At 39.9% G+C, this 20100-nt stretch carries 39 protein-coding genes; 1 reads left to right on the plus strand and 38 read right to left on the minus strand.

What is annotated here, in order from left to right:
- Positions 1-91: 91 nt before the first annotated feature.
- The 27 genes from R2R28_RS23345 to R2R28_RS23475 all read right to left on the minus strand — a co-directional run bounded on the left by R2R28_RS23345 (position 92) and on the right by R2R28_RS23475 (position 13251).
- Positions 92-448: a hypothetical protein gene (locus tag R2R28_RS23345; RefSeq protein WP_316828065.1), complete on the minus strand. Its 357-nt coding sequence runs from the start codon at positions 446-448 to the stop codon at positions 92-94.
- A 96-nt stretch (positions 449-544) separates the two neighbouring features.
- Positions 545-766 (minus strand): hypothetical protein, encoded by a 222-nt coding sequence (locus R2R28_RS23350; RefSeq protein WP_316828066.1) that lies wholly within the window; start codon positions 764-766, stop codon positions 545-547.
- 25 nt (positions 767-791) lie between these two features.
- Entirely contained in the window at positions 792-1049 is a 258-nt protein-coding gene (locus R2R28_RS23355) for a hypothetical protein (RefSeq protein WP_316828067.1), read from the minus strand.
- A gap of 18 nt (positions 1050-1067) precedes the next feature.
- Complete coding sequence (locus tag R2R28_RS23360; protein WP_316828068.1) at positions 1068-2564, minus strand: SGNH/GDSL hydrolase family protein; 1497 nt, start codon at positions 2562-2564, stop codon at positions 1068-1070.
- A 2-nt stretch (positions 2565-2566) separates the two neighbouring features.
- Complete coding sequence (locus R2R28_RS23365) at positions 2567-3967, minus strand: DUF5977 domain-containing protein (protein ID WP_316828069.1); 1401 nt, start codon at positions 3965-3967, stop codon at positions 2567-2569.
- Complete coding sequence (locus tag R2R28_RS23370; protein WP_316828070.1) at positions 3967-4401, minus strand: hypothetical protein; 435 nt, start codon at positions 4399-4401, stop codon at positions 3967-3969. The genes R2R28_RS23365 and R2R28_RS23370 overlap by 1 nt, the downstream gene beginning before the upstream one ends.
- Positions 4402-4510: 109 nt before the next feature.
- A complete protein-coding gene (locus R2R28_RS23375) occupies positions 4511-5089 on the minus strand; it encodes a glucosaminidase domain-containing protein (protein ID WP_316828071.1) in 579 nt (192 codons plus the stop codon).
- 60 nt (positions 5090-5149) lie between these two features.
- The gene (locus tag R2R28_RS23380; protein WP_316828072.1) at positions 5150-5665 is read right to left on the minus strand and encodes a glycoside hydrolase family 73 protein; all 516 of its coding nucleotides are present in this window, start codon (positions 5663-5665) and stop codon (positions 5150-5152) included.
- 2 nt (positions 5666-5667) lie between these two features.
- Positions 5668-5826 carry a hypothetical protein gene (locus tag R2R28_RS23385; protein ID WP_316828073.1) on the minus strand — a complete coding sequence of 53 codons (159 nt, stop codon included), beginning with the start codon at positions 5824-5826 and terminating at the stop codon, positions 5668-5670.
- Positions 5827-5828: 2 nt separating this feature from the next.
- Complete coding sequence (locus tag R2R28_RS23390) at positions 5829-6182, minus strand: hypothetical protein (protein ID WP_316828074.1); 354 nt, start codon at positions 6180-6182, stop codon at positions 5829-5831.
- A gap of 102 nt (positions 6183-6284) precedes the next feature.
- Positions 6285-6737: a hypothetical protein gene (locus tag R2R28_RS23395; protein WP_316828075.1), complete on the minus strand. Its 453-nt coding sequence runs from the start codon at positions 6735-6737 to the stop codon at positions 6285-6287.
- Complete coding sequence (locus tag R2R28_RS23400) at positions 6738-7265, minus strand: hypothetical protein (RefSeq protein WP_316828076.1); 528 nt, start codon at positions 7263-7265, stop codon at positions 6738-6740.
- Positions 7265-8020, minus strand: a complete 756-nt coding sequence (locus R2R28_RS23405; RefSeq protein WP_316828077.1) for a hypothetical protein — start codon at positions 8018-8020, stop codon at positions 7265-7267. The genes R2R28_RS23400 and R2R28_RS23405 overlap by 1 nt, the downstream gene beginning before the upstream one ends.
- Positions 8013-8399 (minus strand): hypothetical protein, encoded by a 387-nt coding sequence (locus R2R28_RS23410; RefSeq protein ID WP_316828078.1) that lies wholly within the window; start codon positions 8397-8399, stop codon positions 8013-8015. Before R2R28_RS23410 ends, R2R28_RS23405 begins: the two co-directional genes overlap by 8 nt.
- 1 nt (position 8400) lies before the next feature.
- The gene (locus R2R28_RS23415) at positions 8401-8790 is read right to left on the minus strand and encodes a hypothetical protein (RefSeq protein WP_316828079.1); all 390 of its coding nucleotides are present in this window, start codon (positions 8788-8790) and stop codon (positions 8401-8403) included.
- 155 nt (positions 8791-8945) lie between these two features.
- On the minus strand, positions 8946-9614 hold the full coding sequence (locus tag R2R28_RS23420) for a hypothetical protein (protein WP_316828080.1): 669 nt from the start codon (positions 9612-9614) through the stop codon (positions 8946-8948).
- Positions 9615-9673: 59 nt separating this feature from the next.
- Complete coding sequence (locus R2R28_RS23425; RefSeq protein WP_316828081.1) at positions 9674-9826, minus strand: hypothetical protein; 153 nt, start codon at positions 9824-9826, stop codon at positions 9674-9676.
- 194 nt (positions 9827-10020) lie between these two features.
- Positions 10021-10176, minus strand: a complete 156-nt coding sequence (locus R2R28_RS23430; RefSeq protein WP_316828082.1) for a hypothetical protein — start codon at positions 10174-10176, stop codon at positions 10021-10023.
- Positions 10176-10361: a hypothetical protein gene (locus R2R28_RS23435; RefSeq protein WP_316828083.1), complete on the minus strand. Its 186-nt coding sequence runs from the start codon at positions 10359-10361 to the stop codon at positions 10176-10178. Before R2R28_RS23435 ends, R2R28_RS23430 begins: the two co-directional genes overlap by 1 nt.
- A 2-nt stretch (positions 10362-10363) precedes the next feature.
- A complete protein-coding gene (locus R2R28_RS23440) occupies positions 10364-10624 on the minus strand; it encodes a hypothetical protein (protein WP_316828084.1) in 261 nt (86 codons plus the stop codon).
- Positions 10624-11190 (minus strand): hypothetical protein, encoded by a 567-nt coding sequence (locus tag R2R28_RS23445; RefSeq protein ID WP_316828085.1) that lies wholly within the window; start codon positions 11188-11190, stop codon positions 10624-10626. Before R2R28_RS23445 ends, R2R28_RS23440 begins: the two co-directional genes overlap by 1 nt.
- Complete coding sequence (locus tag R2R28_RS23450) at positions 11190-11378, minus strand: hypothetical protein (protein ID WP_316828086.1); 189 nt, start codon at positions 11376-11378, stop codon at positions 11190-11192. The genes R2R28_RS23445 and R2R28_RS23450 overlap by 1 nt, the downstream gene beginning before the upstream one ends.
- Complete coding sequence (locus tag R2R28_RS23455; RefSeq protein WP_316828087.1) at positions 11344-11547, minus strand: hypothetical protein; 204 nt, start codon at positions 11545-11547, stop codon at positions 11344-11346. The genes R2R28_RS23450 and R2R28_RS23455 overlap by 35 nt, the downstream gene beginning before the upstream one ends.
- Positions 11548-11704: 157 nt before the next feature.
- Entirely contained in the window at positions 11705-12040 is a 336-nt protein-coding gene (locus tag R2R28_RS23460) for a hypothetical protein (protein WP_316828088.1), read from the minus strand.
- Positions 12041-12607, minus strand: a complete 567-nt coding sequence (locus R2R28_RS23465) for a hypothetical protein (protein WP_316828089.1) — start codon at positions 12605-12607, stop codon at positions 12041-12043.
- Positions 12570-12935, minus strand: coding sequence for a hypothetical protein (locus tag R2R28_RS23470; protein ID WP_316828090.1), 366 nt, complete (start codon positions 12933-12935; stop codon positions 12570-12572). The genes R2R28_RS23465 and R2R28_RS23470 overlap by 38 nt, the downstream gene beginning before the upstream one ends.
- Positions 12928-13251 carry a hypothetical protein gene (locus R2R28_RS23475; protein WP_316828091.1) on the minus strand — a complete coding sequence of 108 codons (324 nt, stop codon included), beginning with the start codon at positions 13249-13251 and terminating at the stop codon, positions 12928-12930. The genes R2R28_RS23470 and R2R28_RS23475 overlap by 8 nt, the downstream gene beginning before the upstream one ends.
- Before the next feature lie 505 nt (positions 13252-13756).
- Here R2R28_RS23475 and R2R28_RS23480 point away from each other — a divergent pair.
- Complete coding sequence (locus R2R28_RS23480; RefSeq protein WP_316828092.1) at positions 13757-13978, plus strand: hypothetical protein; 222 nt, start codon at positions 13757-13759, stop codon at positions 13976-13978.
- A gap of 198 nt (positions 13979-14176) precedes the next feature.
- On the opposite strand, the gene R2R28_RS23485 is transcribed toward R2R28_RS23480, so the two are convergent.
- The 11 genes from R2R28_RS23485 to R2R28_RS23535 all read right to left on the minus strand — a co-directional run bounded on the left by R2R28_RS23485 (position 14177) and on the right by R2R28_RS23535 (position 19893).
- Positions 14177-14635, minus strand: coding sequence for a hypothetical protein (locus R2R28_RS23485; RefSeq protein WP_316828093.1), 459 nt, complete (start codon positions 14633-14635; stop codon positions 14177-14179).
- Positions 14636-14649: 14 nt separating this feature from the next.
- Positions 14650-16248 (minus strand): hypothetical protein, encoded by a 1599-nt coding sequence (locus R2R28_RS23490; protein ID WP_316828094.1) that lies wholly within the window; start codon positions 16246-16248, stop codon positions 14650-14652.
- Positions 16241-16627: a hypothetical protein gene (locus R2R28_RS23495; protein WP_316828095.1), complete on the minus strand. Its 387-nt coding sequence runs from the start codon at positions 16625-16627 to the stop codon at positions 16241-16243. The genes R2R28_RS23490 and R2R28_RS23495 overlap by 8 nt, the downstream gene beginning before the upstream one ends.
- Positions 16620-16868 carry a hypothetical protein gene (locus tag R2R28_RS23500; protein WP_316828096.1) on the minus strand — a complete coding sequence of 83 codons (249 nt, stop codon included), beginning with the start codon at positions 16866-16868 and terminating at the stop codon, positions 16620-16622. The genes R2R28_RS23495 and R2R28_RS23500 overlap by 8 nt, the downstream gene beginning before the upstream one ends.
- Before the next feature lie 145 nt (positions 16869-17013).
- Positions 17014-17415: a hypothetical protein gene (locus R2R28_RS23505; RefSeq protein WP_316828097.1), complete on the minus strand. Its 402-nt coding sequence runs from the start codon at positions 17413-17415 to the stop codon at positions 17014-17016.
- A 2-nt stretch (positions 17416-17417) separates the two neighbouring features.
- Positions 17418-18233, minus strand: coding sequence for a hypothetical protein (locus R2R28_RS23510; protein ID WP_316828098.1), 816 nt, complete (start codon positions 18231-18233; stop codon positions 17418-17420).
- 210 nt (positions 18234-18443) lie between these two features.
- On the minus strand, positions 18444-18767 hold the full coding sequence (locus tag R2R28_RS23515; RefSeq protein WP_316828099.1) for a hypothetical protein: 324 nt from the start codon (positions 18765-18767) through the stop codon (positions 18444-18446).
- Positions 18760-19110 (minus strand): hypothetical protein, encoded by a 351-nt coding sequence (locus R2R28_RS23520; RefSeq protein ID WP_316828100.1) that lies wholly within the window; start codon positions 19108-19110, stop codon positions 18760-18762. Before R2R28_RS23520 ends, R2R28_RS23515 begins: the two co-directional genes overlap by 8 nt.
- Entirely contained in the window at positions 19094-19300 is a 207-nt protein-coding gene (locus R2R28_RS23525; protein WP_316828101.1) for a hypothetical protein, read from the minus strand. Before R2R28_RS23525 ends, R2R28_RS23520 begins: the two co-directional genes overlap by 17 nt.
- Entirely contained in the window at positions 19297-19539 is a 243-nt protein-coding gene (locus R2R28_RS23530; RefSeq protein ID WP_316828102.1) for a hypothetical protein, read from the minus strand. Before R2R28_RS23530 ends, R2R28_RS23525 begins: the two co-directional genes overlap by 4 nt.
- Positions 19540-19542: 3 nt before the next feature.
- Entirely contained in the window at positions 19543-19893 is a 351-nt protein-coding gene (locus R2R28_RS23535) for a hypothetical protein (protein WP_316828103.1), read from the minus strand.
- Positions 19894-20100 lie beyond the last annotated feature (207 nt).

A 20100-nucleotide genomic window follows, 5' to 3' on the forward strand; every position in this document is an offset into this window, starting at 1 on the left:
AGCCAAAGTTAACGATGTTGGCCATACTCGTTATTTTCAGCTGTACTTCAGCAAAAAAGCCACCTAATAGGGTGGCTTTAAATTCTTAAAATTATTGTTTAATCACAAGTTTTACAACACTCCAATTTTTATCCCGCTGGTATTTTAATTTAATTGCCCAGTCAATTCTAACGGGCGGGGTAACTCCATTGGCAACATCGACGTAGGTAGTTAAAATATACGTGCTATCCGAACTGTTAATTTTGGCGCTACAGAACCCAGGGAATTCCGTTTTAGCACTTTTGAAATGTGCTGAAACCAGTTCTTTAGATTTAGAATAAGCGACGGTTTCCGATGGTAAATTTTTATTGATAACATCATTTGACAACATCAATGCAGAACAAAGTCCGACCACTGAAACTGAAATCAAAATCAAAAATACATTGATCCGTAAATTGTTTTTTTTCATCACTCTATATTAGTACTACAAAGCTAACAGATTTAAGCTGACTATCATAGGCCTTAGACATTAATGCAAAAAAGCCACCAATTTGGTGGCCTTTGATCAGTTCTGTTGTGTTACGGTAACGGTCTGCTCAACCGGCTTTTTATATTCAAAAAGGTAAAATTCGATTTTGCTAACCCGTTTATCTATTGCGTTATCTTTTTCGGTTTTGCTGTCCATCTTCTGGTTCATGGTATTTACAGTTGTGATAAGGTTATCCACTTTGTCTGTATAGTTCAATGAGTTAATGTACGAACCGCCGAAATATGTTATAATGGACAATAAATAAGGTAAAAAGGCTATAAGCTTATTTTGCTGGTTCGGCGCTGTCATCGGCTGCATCCTCCTTCGTTAACTGAGCAATGGTGATTGCGGCACCGGACATTGACGCAACAATAGTTGCGATCGTGGTAAAAGCTGCTGGTACGGCAAAGCCGCCCGTTAAAACCGTTCCTGCAATTACACCGGCTATTGCGGCGTATTTTTGGAACCTTTTCCAAAAGCTAGGCGTTTTGGAAGTGGCACGATCAACAAGGTTACTGATCGATAAGTTGTCATTTTTCATCGTTTGTTTGTTTGGTTTTTAAATAATTGTGTATAGAGGAGTTGGGATACCATTAACGACTGTCATTGACATTTTTACCCGTTCACCGGTAGGTGTATTAAAAATAATTCCATTATCAATACCTTTTATTTCTATATCTCCGGTAGGTAATATGTGTAGAACTTCCGTTTCATCTACGTTGTTTTTCTTGCAAAAGAAACGGTGGCCACCTGCTACTGTGTTTTCTTCGGCAAAATAGTTGTTTTTATAGTCTGTATAACCATTCAGGAATGGTAAAAAGGCTCCCCATGAACCCCCATAACCTGAATGTACCGCCCCGTTTTGGCCCAACTGTGCTGAGTTTGTCCCTGAGTGCGGTGTCCCTTCACCCCCTCCATTTCCAAATTTAGCGCTTTCACCATCCAGTGTTAATTGAACATCATTACCAACTTTAAATTTTATTGCGAATCCAGCTGTTACAAAATTCATTTGGCTACCGGCTCCGCTGGGCTCAAAATAATTGTAATGGCTACCATTGCCCCATTCTCCGATTATCCTTGTGCCGTTTTTTAGAAGAAAGTCATTAGGCCCGAGGTTGACCCATTTCTTTAAACCCTCTGTTATGTAGTTTCCGCCTGCAATAATATCGCCCTTAACCCGGTGAGTGGGTAAATATGGTATTATTCCAATTTTACCATGTTTATCGATACCGAGAATCATTACTTCACCATCATCATCACCGATAAAATCACGGCTGCTCAACCGCAGGTCAGAAAATTCACTTACCGCCTGTATCGCTACCTTTTGTATGCTGTCTACAATTTCCTTTAGCAACTCGTTTATGATTGTAAATCCGATCACACGGTGACCCTCGGTATTAGGGTGTACATAATCATCTAAAAGGATGTTGCCGCCGTTACGCTTCATCTGGGTATATACATCCCCAAACCGCAATGAATTTTCGACAGCTATATCTGCTACAGCCTGGTTAAATGCCAGGTGACCTTCCAAAGTAGGCAAAAATTCTTCCCTAATCGGATGATACGTTTCGGGGTTCATGTAAGGGAGTGAGCAAACAATAATATCGCTAGGTAACCAACCTTTGCTTAAAACGTGCGTAATAAGCGTCTGGTAATCTGCTTTGAAGTTTACAGGATTATAATTTTCACCTGCATAGGTGAAATCGTTTATTCCATAAAGAAAACTGATAAAAGCATCGCCCGGCATTTTATGCGGTATTGTTTGAAGATTGGAAAGAATGCTCATCCCACCCAATGGAGAATTAGGCGATCTAAATTCCAGTACCCCACCATTAATGCTAAACCTATTAAGTTCGACACCCAGATAGGAACACACGACCGACACGTAATCTTTTCCGTTTTCTGCATAAGCTCCACCGGTTATACTATCCCCGTACAAGTAAGCTTTTCCGACTGGTATTTTAGCACCGTCTATTAACCCGATTTTTAGCTCTGTTATATCACCTCCACCAGGAAAAGGTAAATCGCTTAATTTTAAATATCTGTTCTTTGCCATTGTTAGCCGGTAATTATAGTAAGGTTTCCAATCTGGTTGGGAACCGGATTGGATGTTTGTAAATCGGTAACCGTTTCCGAAGCTGTGTCGTACTCCCAAACCGGCCAATATGATGTACCGGCGACGATAGTAGCGGTACCCGATTGCGGATTCCCGTTTATTTTAAGGCTCCAATTAAATTGAATGTTTTGCGGCGCATTAATCGAATTTCCATTTGGATCGGTCAGGCTTGCACGGACAACACTTGTAGGATCACTACCAGGGTTAAAACTGTCCATGTACAGGTAATATCCTGGTGAAACCACGACCGTACAGGTAGCGCCATTGGCCGAATCGTTGGCAAATGCCTGTCCTTCGGTTGCAAAATCAGGATCGTTAGCGGCAGCATCATCCGCGGCCTGTTGAGTAGAACCGGTGTAGTTTTTTGTAAACGCAACAGCTGAACCGGTCGAACCTTGCGCACAATTATTGCGAGTAAAACTCTGTGTTCTTTGTGCGTAGTAAGTGCCGCCAATCACAGTACAGGTAGCCCCATTGGCCGAATCATTAGCAAATGCCTGTCCTTCGGTCGCAAAATCAGTATCGTTGGCAGCTGCATCATTCGCGGCCTGTTGGGTTGAAGCGGTGTAATTTTTTGTAAACGGAACGGCAGAACCAAGTTCACCAGCCGCGCAATTGTTCCGCGTAAAACTTTGCGATCTCTGTGCCGAAAATGACGGTGCTTCAGTAACCGTACAGGTTCCGTGATCAGGATTATTTGCATAAACCTGTCCATCATTGGCAAAATTTGCATCTGCAATAGTTTCTGCGGCCTGTTGGCTTACGTTTGATGTATAAGCTTTTGAAAATGTCACCACCGAACCGGTATAACCTACACCGCAATTATTACGCGTAAAATTTCCCGACCTGTTGGCTGTAAAGGTTTCAACCGGCGGGGCGTCTGTAATGTCAGGATTATAGTCCAGGTTCAGGAAATATGGAAAGCTTTCGGTGTCACCATCAGTCACAGGCAGATCGCCAGTAACAGCTGATAATTTAACATTTCCATTGGTTTCAATAATCAGATAACATTCGGTACCCTGAACGGTAATATTTTTATTAATCCTGTTTTTTGGCCTGGTATCTTCGGGAAGTACACCCAGCAATAATAGGCTTCCAACGAACGTATTTTTTATACCAAACTGTCCAATCAGGTACAGAATGGCCTTAGTTGGATAATTTGCCATATCCAGTTTGTATTGGATTGCGATCTGTTCATCAAAAATCTGTGCTGATTTTGCCGGCAAATCCGTCCAGTCTCCAAAATCAGTAGGCAATATAATACCATCACCGCCATTGCCGTTCCCGTTGCCACTGTTGACAAAGCCAGGGTAATAAAGCTGATTTTTATTTAATGGATGCATTATAAGAAATATTGAACCTGTACAACGTGTGGCCTGTTATCGCATGTGATGATCCTAAAGTTTAAAATATCTTCGGCGCTCGTAAGTTCGATAACACCACCATCTTTAAACTGTAGGCCCCTTTCCGGCGTTGGAAAACTACCGTCCATCCAGCACCTTGCAATGATTGCATTTTGAGCAGCCCCCGGGGCGGCTTCCAAAACAATAATTGCCCGTTTGGCCCGGGTCGTATTGTGCAATGGCATAACAACGTTTTTGCCAACCGGAACAGTTGCGGTTGTGAATAGACTGAAAGTTGTATTGGTTATGGCCCGTGGTCGGACGTTACCGAGAATGGTACCACCGTCTACCGGTGTAGGCTTATCGCCCGGGTCGGTTATATCAATGAGGGGTGGCGCTACGCCAATGGTTTCTTCACCTGTATATTCTAGCATAGTTTAAGATTTTAAAACAGGGCCGGGCAAAGCTGGTCGGCATACATACTGCGCAAAACGCTATGCTTTGCCCTTTTTAAGCCTGTTTGGTTTATAGTTTGTTTGGTTGTTATCCGAATAGGTTGCGTAATGCCCTGGTAATGCCGTCCTGTTCGCGGAAAGCAAGCCCGTTCGGGTTTGATTGCCTTTCCATTGCCAGCATACGGTTATCAAACTCATCAAGGTTGTAGGTATTGATAATTTTGTTTATCGCCGTTGCATAGGTATGTTTATCTGCACCGACATTGTAACCGGCTTTCTGTAGCGCATTTAGCTGTGCTAAAGGTGTTTTTTTCAGCGCAACCCCCTGCAACTTGTATCTACCTTGTTGTAGGTTTTTTACGTGCGCTTCGAAAGCAGCTTCAATTGTAGGATAAATACGCCAGTAAGGACCGGCACCGCTCTGTTTTGCTGTAACACTGTCACCGCTCCAACTTCCGCTGGCCATGTGGCCGAAATAGTTGTTAAAAACAAAAGCTTTATAATCATTGCCGTTTGCGCTTTCTTTGATCGCCTGGCCAATTGCAACACTGGCCAATATACCGGTGTTCATACATGCACGTACCGCGTAAGGGCCGATTTTGCTGATCAGCTGGGTAACGGTCAGATTGCCCGGGCGCTGTGATCCTTTATAAATTTTCTTAGCCATTTTTCCTACTAAATAGTGTTATCAGGATGATTACCGCCAATATTCCGACGATGATCAGCGTTAAACTTTTTTTTTTGCTTTTTCTGCAATGATCACGGCAACCTTTTGATCGGTTTCCTTTAAATTATACTGGTTGATGATCGCGATGATCTTCGCGGCATAGTTCGGATCAGTAGCGTAACCGGATGACTGTAAAGCCTTCGCCTGATCTTCCGGTGTTTTTGCAGCAAATACACCGCCTTTTGTGTACCTGGTATTAACTTTTAAAAAGTTGTTCCGATCAGCGATACTGTCCTGTAAACTTGGATAAACACGGAAACCACTCTTAATGGTTACTTTTTTGCCGTTTTCGTATTCATCGGTTTTCATTACTGAAGTTTGGCCCTTCCAACCGGAAGAAGCTTTAATGCCGAAATAGTTCTGATATTTAAGAGACAGGCCCGATAAACCGTAACCACTTTCTAAAGCCGCCTGCGCGATTGCTACAGAAGCAAAAAGCCCCGGCATCGGATCGTTTAAAACTGCTGATTTGGCCCTGTCAATAAATTGCTGTGCCTGTTTTGCTGTTGCTCCCATAATTATAGTCTGCTAAAAACAAGTTTGTTAATCATCATAATGACAACCGCCATAATGATTCCGGCAACCGCAATATCAACGAGTGATTTTTTGCTTACCTGTGCCTCCACATTTACAGTGGGTAGCTTATTTTCTTTTAAGAGACTGTCTAAAAAAGTCATATTTATATGTTGTTAATTCCAGAAACATTTAAGTTTATTGACCTGATATAAAAATCAGAAACCAGTTGATAGGTTGGGTCTTTCAAATTCCCCAGGGAAAGAACCAAAGGTGTATCGCGTAGTTCTACAATCCCGTTTTTCTTCATCCAACTTCTAACAATTGAACGGAAAGCAAAATCCGGCAGGTAGAGGACTTTAGATAAATTCACCTCCAGTTCTTTGTGGATGCCTTTAGCGGTTTTCGCGATTTCGTTCGCCATATCTAAAGCCCTAGTATATTTTTTCTTGTATTCAAAAAATAATATAATGCCAATCGCTATGGCACATGGAATAATGATAACCGCCTTATTACGCATAACTTACTTTTTTACTTGTTTGTACTTTTTGTAAAGGAAATAGCCGATACCAGCCACAACCAATGCGATTACCATGTATTTAACGTTGTTTGTCATTTTGGTTTAGTTTAGTCTTAGAGATTTGAGTTTATTGTACAGTTTGCTTTTTACACCGCTCAGGTAATCGTAATAGATTTCATCATTTACCCATTCGGTTAGACTGCCTTTGCCTTTAGTCGCATATTTCTTGTTGAAAGTGTTATAAACGGCAATGATCATATCATCAGTGGGAAGGGCCAGCAGTTCTTTCCAGGCTGCGTCCTTTGTGCCACTTGCAACAATTACATCGTTCATTACTTTAAACAGTTTGTCGGCCAGTGTATTCGGGTTCCATCCGGAAGGGATTGATTCGGCTCCATTGATGTATGGCGCATCGGGAATGTAAATTTTCCCGTCTTTTTTACCTTTGAAGTAGATATATATCGCAACACCTAAAGCAATTACGGCGATGATAATCCATCCCGAATTTTTTTTGGCATAGGCCATGTACGGATTAAAAGAGGTTGGAAATTTCATTTATTTTTTTCTTAGTAGGAAAAAAGCAGCGCCGATTACGGCAACTCCGATTATCACATATAAAACAGTATTGTTCTTTGTTGGCTGTGCAGGAGCGGGGGCAGCATAACCGCCCTGTTGTTGTTGGCCCATTGCCGCCTGTTGCTGCTCATAAAGCGCCTGTTGCTGTGCTGCCTGTCTCTGTTGCAGTAATGTTTGCGCCGGTTCGGCAGCTTCGGTCTGGCCACCCTTTCCAAAAATCGAGCTTGCGATATTTGAGATACCGCCGGCGATCTCTGAAACTACATTTTCTTTCGGCTGGCCCTGCAAAGCGCGTATCCTTTCGGTTTCCAACTTATATTTCTGTTTAGCCTGACGGTCTGCACGCTTTGCGGCTTTCCTGGCGCGGGCTTTCTTTCCTATTGCAATCCCCAAAAAATTGGATTCTGCATCATCGAAAAAACCGCCCTGAAATTCGTCGGCAATACTGCTGTCCTGGTTTACAACGTCGAGGACGTTATCAGTTTCCTTTGCGAATAAGTCTGCCATTATTTTCTACTTTTTAAGGCAACAATAAGGATCACTACAACTGCTACACCGATACCGACATAAAGCAAAGTATTGTTCTTTGCCGTTTTAGGCTTTCTTTGGCTTCCACCCTCTTCATCAGGATCATAGCCGTAATCTTCGGTATTGGTGTTTTCAAAACCAGTTAAACCGGTTGCAACACCAACACCCCCAGCAGCAATGCCGGCCTGTGCCAATAAATTGCTAAGATTGAATGTACTGTTTGGATTGTTCAGCGTCTCGAGCATAGATGCATTTGATGTTGCTGCAGCGGGAGTAGCGCCGGCCAATCCCAAAGGATCATAGGTTGTAGGTGTAACCAGGTCGGGTTGTTTCCAAACACTGTCCTGTCCTATTGCATCGGCTTCCGCCTGTTTAGCAGCGCGTTTTTCCGCTCTTTTTGCCTGCCTGGCCGCTTTTTTAGCGGCACCACGGGCTTTTGCTTTTTTACCGATACGGATACCTAAGAAAGCGGAACTTTCAAAAATCTGATCGTCGTTAAAACTCATCGGATCGGTATCCTGCCAGTCCTCATCCCCATCATCGTTATTCAGTGAGTTGGTCAATGGCGTATTTCCAAAAACACCGCCCACGTTACGGCTTGGCCTTGAATAATCCAAAGGCATTGGTTCGCCCAGGGTGACCGGCCCACCATTGGTAAGGCCGGTCAATAAAGGTGCTTCGGAATTGATGGTATTATCGACTGTATCTAAAATTGATCTGCTTGGTCTAGTCATTTTTTAAAATTTTAACATTACCGTTATGCGTGGCATCGTACTTCTTTGCCCGTTGGAGCTGTAGGTACATCCGGTAATTATGTTCTAAATTTTTGTCGTTCAACACCTGGGTAAGTGCCTTAACACTGGCCTTTAAAGAGTAGCCTAAATCGGCGTATTCCTGAAAGGCTTTTGCATCGGCCTCGTATTCGCTGGTAGTCTGTAATTCGACATGTGCTTTTTCGTGTAAGAAAATAAATAGCACCTGTTCTTTTGGTAATCGGGTTAGGTGTTTACGGCTTCCGTACATTTCACCGGTTCGGCGGTTGACCTTTGCAGGTGTATCGCCCAGGTCATCTACCATTATTATTTTGGTGATGCCTTTTGCCCATTCTACCATATTACTTAGATTTTGCAGCTTTCCGTATGATCATGAACAGTAAGATGATCCCCAAAACTGACAACACATAGAACATGTTGCGGTCAATTCCCAAAATCCTTTCGGTTCTTAAATCTTCGGGATCAGCTGAAGCAACACCATTATTAGCTGTGTCGGATCTAGCGGCGTTCTTACTACCCAGGAACGTACCGGCTATACCGGCCACGGAACCCAAAATGTTTAGTGCCTTATCTAATGTAAAGCCCTTTTTTGCGGCCTCGGGATTCTCTTTTGCAAGCTTTGCAGCTTCATCCCTTTTTGCTTGCCTGGCTGCTTTTTTTGCAGCCCGTTTTTCTTTGCTTTCGAACAGCCCTAAAAAACTGCTTTGTTCGTTATCAATGGCATCTGCCAAATCATAAGTGAAAACTTCACCTTTGATTTTTATTGCATTGATCAGGTTTTTTTCGTTCGATGGGGCTGCTATATTGTGCTTTTGAAAAACAAGAGCGACACTTTCAGGGTGTCGCTCTGCTATTGTCTTAAAATCGCTCACCTTATGAGTTCAAATTACCCGATGTACTTTGATGCAGCAGCTTTTTGCGTTTTCTTGCGCAAAGCACCAGCCGTGTTAAGTGACACACCGAAAACTAAACCTAATGTTACCGTAGTATTCGGTAATACCTGGTAAGAAATTTGGCTTTGAGCATCCATAAAGAAAGTTTCTTTAACGGTGATCAATTGGGTGTTTGGATTAGCTTCACTTGCATAGATAGCTACGTTGATTGGCTTACTAGTGTGCGTTTTGAACGGAGACTGTTTTTGTAAAACAATGTTTTGTTCAAATTGGGCCGGATTGGTAGACGAGATTTTGAAACCTACGATCTGCGAAGGGAATTTTTGGATGAATGCATTTAAGTGCGCAATCAATCCAGGTGAACCCGCACCAGTTAAGCCAGCGGTACCGCCAACTGCATTGAATGCACCGTCGGCGATCAAACCAGTAGCGTTACTGATAAGACCAGGGCAAAGCAAAGCAGTTAAGTTTGCTGAACTACCACCGGAAGTGGTATTGGTGATTGTTAAATTGAAAATTTTTCCTTGATGAACCGGGTCGGCAAAGCTACCGGCGCCACCTGGCCCCGAAAACTGTAAAAAGTCATCGCCACGGCCATCATATCCACGTCCACCGTAGTTTGATAACCCGTTTGCTTCATCTTCCATCTGTTCTGCTGTCATGTACATACTAATTCTTCTTTTTTGTTTGGTTTGTTAGTTGGTTAATTGAAAACGGTTAATTAAAATGTGCCGATCGCGTCGTTACCTACATAGGAAACTGTTGTACCATCAGATTTTTTTACCGTTTTAGTTAGGTATTTCTGTAAGAAAAAGACAATGACAGCTGCAATTACGATTGTGGCTACCTGCCCCCAATTAATGTGTTTTAACATTTGCTTTTTTGAGTTTGGTTTATGATTTTTTGTTATCGTTACCTCAAAATTACGGCAGGTACAGACCGTGCATATCAGTTCCGGAACCTACGGGATAACAACTGCAAACAATTGTATACAAGGGAAATCAAGGGCATTTTAGGGCAAAAAAAAGCCCGATCGTGTCGGGCTCTCTAATTAAATTCTGTAAAATCTTAACGTTTATTCTTACGGTTCCGGTTTTTAATCTTCTGGAACTCATCTGAATTGAAAAATTTTTCAGGGCCTTTCTGTATGCCCAACCAATCGGTGTAATTTAATTTACCAGATTTAAACTGATCACCTATTTCAGCTTTATTTTTAATGCTCATTATGGATAACCTAAGTGGTCTACAATTTTTTGTACCTGTGCAGGTGTATATTTTTTGCCTGTGTAATTTCCCAGGTCATCAACTCTTTTTAACCAGGCGATGAACGTTTTATACGTTACATTATAGAAAATGTACATTTCTTTAATGGAATACGCTTTTATCGTAAACTCAACCTGAGTAACCATAGTTAAAGCACCGTTGCTAATTGATTTAATAAGAATTTGTTGATGTTATCGCCCAGCTGCATTTCTGCCTCAATTTTCATTTCGAAAGCACCATCGTAAACACATTTATTGTCAGCGATGTAAGTTATTTTGTACCAAACATAGCCCTCTTTTGGGCTTTTACGCTGATAAGTTGAGGCCTTTTTGATTTCGATCTGATTGGCTTCGTATGCAGTTATAAGCACCAACAGTTTACCTGCAATTTCTTTGTCTCGTTTAGTCATTAGATCAGTGTTTCTACAGTTTTATTAAATCTTAAATCCTTATTTGTTTTCACCTCATTAAAGGCTTTAAGCATGTTTTCATAGTTGGGAATGCGAAATTTGTTTGTCGGGTTCTCAAATACTTCTGCGGTTTTGAACAGAACGCAATAACTTATCATTTCCCAAAAAAAAGGTGGAACCCGTTTAAGAGAGTGAAAAGTAAAGATCAGGTCGCAATTGTACATCCTATGATCAACTAAGAATGTTTTGATCGACGGATGTACCGCGCCGGATATGTATTTTGTGCAATCTTCAAAGATTACAAGTCCATCCCTAAACTTGGTTGCAATTGTTGTCAGTGTTGCCAGATCAGGCGTACCTAAGAGCCTGAAAATTCCCTTTTGAAGTCTTACTATATCTTTGGGTTCAACCTGTTTAAATGCGTTGTATGCAGGTGATCCGTTTACATCGATTATAAGAACTTTTAAGCTGGGATGATACTGCTTAGCAATCGTTGCCAGTTTAGTGCTTTTACCCACTCCCTTTTGGCCAACAACAATGGCGCTGTAATGAAGGTCGCGGCTCATTAATAACCTCTTAATCTTTCCTGGCTGGCATACAACCTATTGCCTTTTTTGACCATTGTAAAATGACCGGCTTTGCGCCAATTTTCTTTGGTGTTTTCCATATCGGTAGCATCGTCAATCACCGCCTGAAAAACGTAATCATTGCCGAATGCCTTAATCGTTGTTGGAATAGTTGTTTCTGTGTTCATGGTTGGTAAGTTGGTTTTTGGTTATCGTTGCCATTAGTTTTTTGTTCCGCTCGATATGCCCGTTATCACTGATCAGCCTGTTTTCGGTTAAAATATTTCTTAGCATACGTGGGATAAATGCTCCAGCAGCTACAAAGCCAACTGTAAAGCCGAAAATAAAGCGTTTCATAAATTGAAAATTTTGATTATCAGTGTGTACAGATAATAGAGGTGATCCAAAATGTAATTTCTGATACCCCACGTGCAATGGATATAAATTAGAACCTCCTTGAACAACCAAAGAAGTACGAAAACAGCGGCACAAAAGAATATCAAAGCAATTAACATTATCGGCGTTTTAATTTTGCATTATGGCTAAAACGTAACCTATTAGTACGTTTACGTTTATTTCCGTGGTAAATTGATAAACCATATTCCTTTGGAGACATACCAGGCATGCTAAATGAAATGGGATTAAGATCCAGTCCGCCGGTGTATGGATCGATTTTAATAGCTTCCGATTCCTTGCGCTTTTCTGTTGGAATAACTGCTTTCGTATTATCTTCTAGTACAAGCACCGTGTGTGACCTGGATTCTACACTGATCATTGCGGAAGCACCAGCCAGTGAAAGACCAGAACTAGCTAGCAATATTGCAAGTTTTGTACCTATAGAAAACCTCATCTATTCAGAAATTATGTAAACAAATCGAGTTGCAGCAACTTCGCCAAAAGCCATTAATAACCCCGTAAACGGTGATACCTGTACCTGCATTGTAGCGCAATACCGGGCGGTAGCGATGACCAACCGCTCCTTTTCAGACACTGTAAACGGCATTTTTTCGCAAACCTCTAAATGCTTTTTCCATTTTAATAAGATGCGAAATTCGGGGCTGTTTTCGAGGTAAGCGTGACCGCCGGTAGTATCCATGTTATCCAGTATTTCCAGTTCTTTAGCTGTAAACATGGATTTTTTACGCCAAAGCGGGATCAGAGACGATTGCAAACCGTCGAGCATACCCACAATGGTTTCTGCCAGGTGATTTGGCGGCATAGCAAATTGCGGATCATCAACAAAGGGTTGTTCCTGAATAGGCTCTTTAACCGGTTGCAGGATTTCTTCGCCCATTTCAGTATCGAAAATTTCTTCGGACATCACCGGCGATGCAGCAACGTTTACCGGTGCTGCAAGTACATCGCCCAAATCAAATGGTTTATTGTGCATGGTGCTGATTAACTGAATACTTTTCAATAATTGGCATTAGGCTATTTACTTTTCCAGTGATAGTGGGATCACTGACCAGTGTCGGAATAGCTGCCATTAAACCAATTATTCCTTTACCAGAAAGTATCGGGGTAAAGATTTGAAACAAACCGACCAGTTCGCCAATATCTGTTTTCATTGATTTGTTCTGTTCGATCAGTTCATTCAACTGCGTTTTACTTACTTCAACCAAATCAGATTCTACTAAAACAGCGTTTTCGGGATTATCATTGGTTAAAATTTCATTTGTTGGTTTTAGTTCCATAGTTCTTTTAGCTAGTTCATTAAACTTTACTGTGTTTTGACCTCTACGCATTCTGTTTAGTTTTAAATGATGAAAACACATCGTTTTCATGCAGTTTAATTGAAAACAGCATCAAATCGACAATATCAACGCATTTGTTTGCTTTCATTGCGCTTTCAATCTTATCAAATTGGGCTTGCGTACAGCGTGCCGAAAACTGTTTGATTTTTGGATTATCTGATCTTAAATGCTGATTTCGGGGTTGTTTAACCGTTTCCGGTACCGCCGGTTGAGCAGCTGGCACCGGAACAGGTACAGCAGACGGATCGGGTTTTTGCTCAACAGCAGTTGCAGCAGGGTTTTGGTCTGTGTTTTCGGTTAAAGACATTAGTTTTTTAGTTTGTTTGGTTTGGTATTGGGAGTACCAACACTACAAATATGGAACTATGTAAACGCGGTTTAAAGCTTGTTTGCTGACAACAGCGACTGTCATTTACAAAGTGGGGGTCAAATTGTTCCGTTTTACGTGTTCCGCTCTCCCGTTGGTTGATAATCAAGTAGTTATGTAAAATAGGGTATTCCGTAGCTATTCCGAAAAAGTCCTAAGTGCAGTTTTACCTATTCCGGTGCAATCATTTAACGGAATACTTCGGAATAGTCTCGGAATAGGTTTGGAATATATACTGTTTTACTTAACTACTTGATTTACTTTTTTTTAACTACGTTTAGGAATAAGGGAATAGTATATATAGAAAACGAGGTTAATATTGATATTTTTATTAAATGGAAAAGAGTAGATTATAAATAATAAAAAAACCTCTCCGATAGGGGAGAGGCAAGCAAAAAACTTATCCCCAAAAAAAATGTTCTTACAGGTAATAAATAAAAATCTTATGAGCAAGATTGAATTTAAAGCAGCTTTCGGAGACGAAATAAAGAATGTTGAGCTGTCGCAACCAAATGGCGGTAGTGGGAGCTATGACATTATGATAGATAGATTTTACCGTGGTTCCATCAATCACACAATGGATGGATGGAAAGTGTATTTTAACACTGATCAGTTTACGGCGGCAGATGCCGAAATTTTGATCGATACGGTTGCCCAGATTAATTAATTTTGCTATTATTGTATTGAGAGCGTTAATTAAAGAAAACGGCCATAGGTTTTAAACTTATGGCCGTTTCTGTTTTAAAATAACTCCTTTTGCTTCGATATAGGAAACTTGTAGTCAAGTACGGTTCCGCTTTTCGTTTTCCTTGCTGTTACAATCCCGCCACGCTTTTTAATCTTATTGTTGTGGCTTGCAGCTGCTTTAGGGTTTTTGTGTGTTTTCGTGTAATTTTTCATTGTTGTATAGTTTAAAATATGGCTTAAAAATTCTGTTAGTGTTTGTTTTTATGCATGGTACTTTCAATTCGGTAATCCCATCGGCTTCTATGACTATGTATCCTAAGTGCGTTGGGTCATCTGTACCATCGGATTCCGATTGCTGAACCTTGAACATCAACAATTTTTCTATGCGCTCACCCATCCGTTCATGTCTTATACCCACATATTCCACATAAGTCTTAAAGTAATCTTCTCTATTTACTGCGGCCGACCCGCCAACTTTGACACCTATCTGGTTAACTTTATCACCTGGGTTTAATCCAAATACGGGTAAGGCTTCAATTTTAAACGTGCCTCTAAATACAATACATGGAGGCAAGTTGTAACTTGTTGGTCTCGATAGATACCAGCAGTAATCTTCAATCGCTAGTTGATTTGTCATATCTCAATTAAATTTTACATTATTTCATCTTCCACATTGGAAGCTTTTCTAAACATCATTTCGATAACATCATCACTCCGTTTTTCATCCCGTTCTTTTTTGAACTCTTCAAACTCTGGCATATATTTGGTGTAAAGCTTAACCCATCCTGTAAAGTGCATTTGTTTGAATTTTTGGTTATCGTAATCAGGGTATCTCCTTATAAATGCACTAAACAATTCCGCTTTATTGTACCATTGGTTAAACTGTATTTTTAAATCGCTCATGAAGTCCAGGAATACAACAGCCGTGTTTTCTTTAAGCTTGCGTGCGTTAAGATTAATATGCTCAGGTTCCATAAGCTTACAATCAGCAACGAAATAATCTTGAACGCAACTAATCATGTAATTATCGAATTGCGCCCACTGATCAGCATCCCAATCGCGGAAAAACCAGTGTTTAAATTCCATTTCTGGTGTGCGTTTCTTACTGAAATAGTCTGAAAACTCAAACTCTAAAAATCTGTCTTTAGAGCTGTCGCCCTCGATTTTTACCGTTTTATTGGTAGTCAAAATTATCTTTGGTTTAACTCGGTAAGGAGACATGTTTTTTCGCTCCACCGTTACACCTTCGGTAACGTCGTTGTAGATACAGTCAACATCAAAATATTTTTTTAGGTCATTTAATACAACGATCTTGGTTTCGTAGCCTACATCCTGATAACGATGTTTTTCTTTTGGATCGAAATTTTTGCCGGATATATCGATAAAAGTTTTAACGTCCAGTTTTTCTGGGTTCCTACTTAGCATATACCCCAAAATTTTGCAAAAAAGAGATTTTCCTGTACGTCCGTTGGCTTCGTTTTCTTCACTGATCTTGCTATCCGTAAGCATTAAGGCCATTAACTTGCAATCGGTAAAAGAATGCATATAATAGCCCATTAATATCTTTAAAGCTTTTATTCGATCTCCAACGTCGGCAGCTTCACTTTGGCAGATTTTATTTACAAACTGGCCAACGTAACTGTTTTCGTACTTAGTAAAAGTAAAATTGCGTGTTAGTACCTCACTCTCCCAAATATACTTTTCAAGCTTACTGTAGTCATTAAATTCAACACCTGCCTTAGTGATTCGGACAAATCCATTTTTATAGTAAAGGAATTTTTCGTTAAGCGTATCAGTGTTAAATTCGATCTTTTCCTTTGTAAACAGATTAAGCCGGTACAATTTATCTTCTTTAAAATAACTGCCCGGACTCGTGATAAATTTCTCTTTTATCATATCCAGGTTGAGCGATTTTTCATCATCAAACCAAAAATCCTTTTCATCCAGGTATTCAAAGAATGTATCAATTACCTGGTTAATTGTTATACGCTTAATTACACGGTTATTTTCGATCCGGATAAACGTCGATTGATCGTCAATGTCTAGCCTTCGGAAACCTAAAAGAAAAAATACCTTCAATAATTTTAATTTATTGATGGTAATGCTTTTTAGTCGCGCTTTTCCTGTCTCCTTATTAGTTTCATAGGTTGTTTTCCAAAATTTTACATCGTGAGGGCTTAACGTTTCTCCGTCCTCTAATTCCGGCTCTAACAGGTCTATTTCTTCGTTTTCTATATCGATATTACTCATTTGGAAGTTTGTTTTTAAGGAATTCGTTAACAGCTGCGATAGTTTCGTTTAATTCGCCACTTACCGTTAATTGCTCCACAGTTTTGTATTTGTTAAGTTCATTGTTCAGATAGGCTGCCTGTTCCTTTAAAAAGTCGTTTTCACGCTTTAAAAACTGATTTTGTTTATATACCTGATCCTGTTCAATCATCTGTGACCATGCGTATTTCATTGCGCCAACAATACTTTCGTAAAAAGTTATTGCCTTTAGGTTTTTGGATGGATTTTGTTTTGCCTGATCCAAAGTGTTCTGTAGTTCCGATATTTTCTTAAGCAGCACATCAGGAGCATCATTATTGTATGCTGTTCTATACAGGTCGGCAGTTGATAGATTATTCATCAGGCATATTGATTAGGTCAGTTGGATTGCAATCAAGGAAACCGGCTATTTCGTAGAACTGGTCTGTAGGAATGCTAAAATGCTGATCGATTTTTGTTTCAATCCATCTTATCAGTGTTCTATCGGTGATCCCGATTAATAAACATAACTGGTAACGGTTTTTATAATATTCGCCTGGAAGCTTAAGTAACCGTTTTTTTATATTGTATTTGGTTTTTTGGCGTGTTTCTTGCGTTAGCATAATTAGTTTGTTTGGTAAAACTTAAGCGGTGTACACACTCCCAATGTGACACCGCTTTTTTCGTGCTTCTTAATTGAAAAAAGTTAGTTGAAGTTTTTGGGCTATAACTACGATAAACATCCATAGTAAAGCTGATGTAGTGAAGTCATCTCTGTATTGGAATGTCAGCAGCTTGAATAGTTCCGATTTTGTCAATTTGGTTAGAAAGGTTAACATCTTGAGTAGTGCGTTTTAGAACGATGTAAATAAATTTTGCATTTTCAATGTCGGGAACAGACGGATAAAACTGTTTTATCATTTCCCGCGCCTGGGTAGGTGAATAACCAATATCAGTGTAAGCCATTGCCACGGTTATTTGATTTAAGGTTATTTCCTTAAGAAAAACTATTTCAGCCGGTCCCGATACCTTATCTTTTAATGCTATGTCGTAAATACCTCCCAATTCGTATTTAACATCAAAAAGCCTTATCGTTGTGAAACAGTTACAAAGAAGTTTACCGTTCCAATTTTCATTAAAATTGATACGGTTGTTTGTTTGGTCGCTCATATTTATCTGGTTTTGTCGGTTAGAAAAGTGTCTATGGCCAACAACTCCTTTTTTGACGATGCTCGAGCAAAATCTGTCGATTCTAATATCGTTGTAAGTGGCGTTGCTGAATTAATAAATCTTTCTGCAGTAGCGCTGTATTTAACTGTGATCGATGAAAGTATCGCAGTTCTTTCGTCGGCCGGTAAGCTTTCCAATTTGCTCAAATGACGCTCGATCTTTCTTTTGATACGTTGGCGCTCCCTGTAATTTTTGCCCAGGTATCGGAAATCCTGCAATATTACCGGTGGTGGATAGTTCATATAAATACGCTCGGTTCGGACGCCGTTCCTGGTCGTGGCTTGAAAATCGTGCGTGTACCAACCCTTTAGCATTTCATCATATAATTCGCATGGATAATGCGATATCATACAGTTACTTTTGACCATGATACATTGCTCCAGGAAATCCACATGTTCATCGTGATTCCATTCTGTGTTGTAAAGAGCCTGTTTGGATTTTCTAACATCAAAATGATAGGGCGGGTCGAAATAAAAGAAAACCCCGGGCATTCCATCATATTGAACGATCAGCCAGGAATAAGTAGTGTTATATTTTAATATCTCAGTTTTAGATCCACTAACGTCATATTTCGCTATAACGTTGCGATCAATGTCGTTTATTATGGTTAACCGTGGTAATGAAAGGTTTAAAAATATGCTACCGTTACCTACCATTGCATCAATAAATAAACCACACTGCGGAATGTGATTTATAATCTGTTGGTGTACACCGTTGGCACCTTTGCCACCGTTATAGGTTTCAAATGGCTTTTTCATCGTGTCCCAAAACTTAGTAAGGTATAATCAATTATTTCAGTAACCTGGTTACCAAAGACGTAAATAACGCAAAGCGCTGTTTCATTGCTGGGATCACATGCAGCATAATAATTCCAACGTGCACCAAGGTAATTTAAAAGCCAATCATTGCTATACCGGTAGAGGTAACCGCGATAGAAAAAGCTTTCGCCAGCTAAAAATCTATCTCTATTAGTCATTTTCAAGATCAGGTAAAATTCCGTAATTGATAAAATCGTCTAATTCCTTTGTTTCTTTATCGTAAGCTTCTTCGAAAGCCACAACTTGAAACTTTGTGTCATCTATTTTTTTTTCTGTTAACCAACGGTTTGCGTAACTCCTAGATAAAAAATAGTTTGCGTTAAACGGATTTACCCTAAAGGTGATCCGGCCAGTTTTAGATACATGATCTACAAATTTGCCGGTAGCTAATTCCATAATCGCGAAATTTACTGCTTCATCGTCATCATCGATTTTTCGCAACACTATACCTCTGAAATTTTTATCTTTAATCATGGTCGTTAAAGGTTACGTCCGAAAAATTGATAATTCGTGATTCCCTGCCAGTTCTACCAACTATGAAACCATCACGATACGCCGCAATGATCTTCATAGCATCAACCCCTTCATTATTGGTTACTACACCGGTTGATGGATCAAATCGGTATATAATATTTGTGAAAAAAGAAGCGTTTTTGTTTAATTTAAATTCCTGGCCAGCTTCGAAGCGTTCCATACTGTTATCTGGCTTTACAGGTACAGCTACGATTTGGTTTCGGCTGTTTGTCTCGATCCTGTAGTTAGGGTTATCGCCAAATTCTTTTAATACTTTTAGTTCTTTTTTAGTTAGAGTTGCCATGTGATGCCTGATCAATGTTGTTAATTAAAATATTTGATAGTTCTGTTGTTACCTGCCGATATTCGGCTCTTAATTGGCTTAAAGCGTTCTGATCATTTTGGTTTGATAAGATTTGCGCTTCAAGCTGCAACTGTCGTTTTGAAAGTTCCTTATACCTGGTTTGGCTTTCTAAATATTCTGCCGGTGTCATTGCGGTATAATTAAAAATTCAGCGACCGGATCAATTTTTTGGGTTAACTCGACAAACTGGTTGTCAAATATTGTGGCTTTGCACATATAGAACTGGTATTGTACATCACGGACGGCATTTGTGGCTTTAGTTCTGGCCTGATCCCTAGCGGTTCTAATTTCGTCCTGCTGTGCCATCATTTTAATTATTAATTCTTCCGCCTCCCAAGCGTTCGAAATAGTTTTAGTTTGTTTGCTCATGACTTAATGATTTAGGCCGAATTTGTCTGCAAGAGTGTGTGTTTGTTGGGTAGGGGTGGTGGTTAAATCTTCAATAGGAACGCTTAACCAATTAGCAAAAGCCGCTGCCTCCTCTAATGTCATTTTTACTTTGTTATCTAAAATTTTGTTGAAACGGTGCAAAGTCATGTTATCTAATGCCTGCAATATTTCGTCAGTAGGTACTACCTTTTTAAAGCCCTTAGCAGTAAGCAGTGATTGGATTGTGTTGGTGTGCATAGTTGTATGTTTTTTTATTTGGGTTTTTCTGTTTTTCGATACATCATTTTTACCTATAGGTTTTCTAGTGGCTCGGCGTTTTTCTAAAGTTTCCATTTGTTTGTAGTCAAATTGTAATTATTCTTTTTAGCGATAATATTCGGAATTGCTCTATTACGTTTATTGGGCAATTACTCATTTATATATATCATAACATAAATTATAGGTATTGCATTTGCATTATTACAAAGTCAAACAAATGATTTATTCTTTTAAGTAATAATTCCATACAGCAATATTCACTACTTTAATGAATAAAAACAA

The organism is Pedobacter miscanthi (assembly GCF_032678605.1).
Lineage (GTDB): Bacteria > Bacteroidota > Bacteroidia > Sphingobacteriales > Sphingobacteriaceae > Pedobacter > Pedobacter miscanthi_A.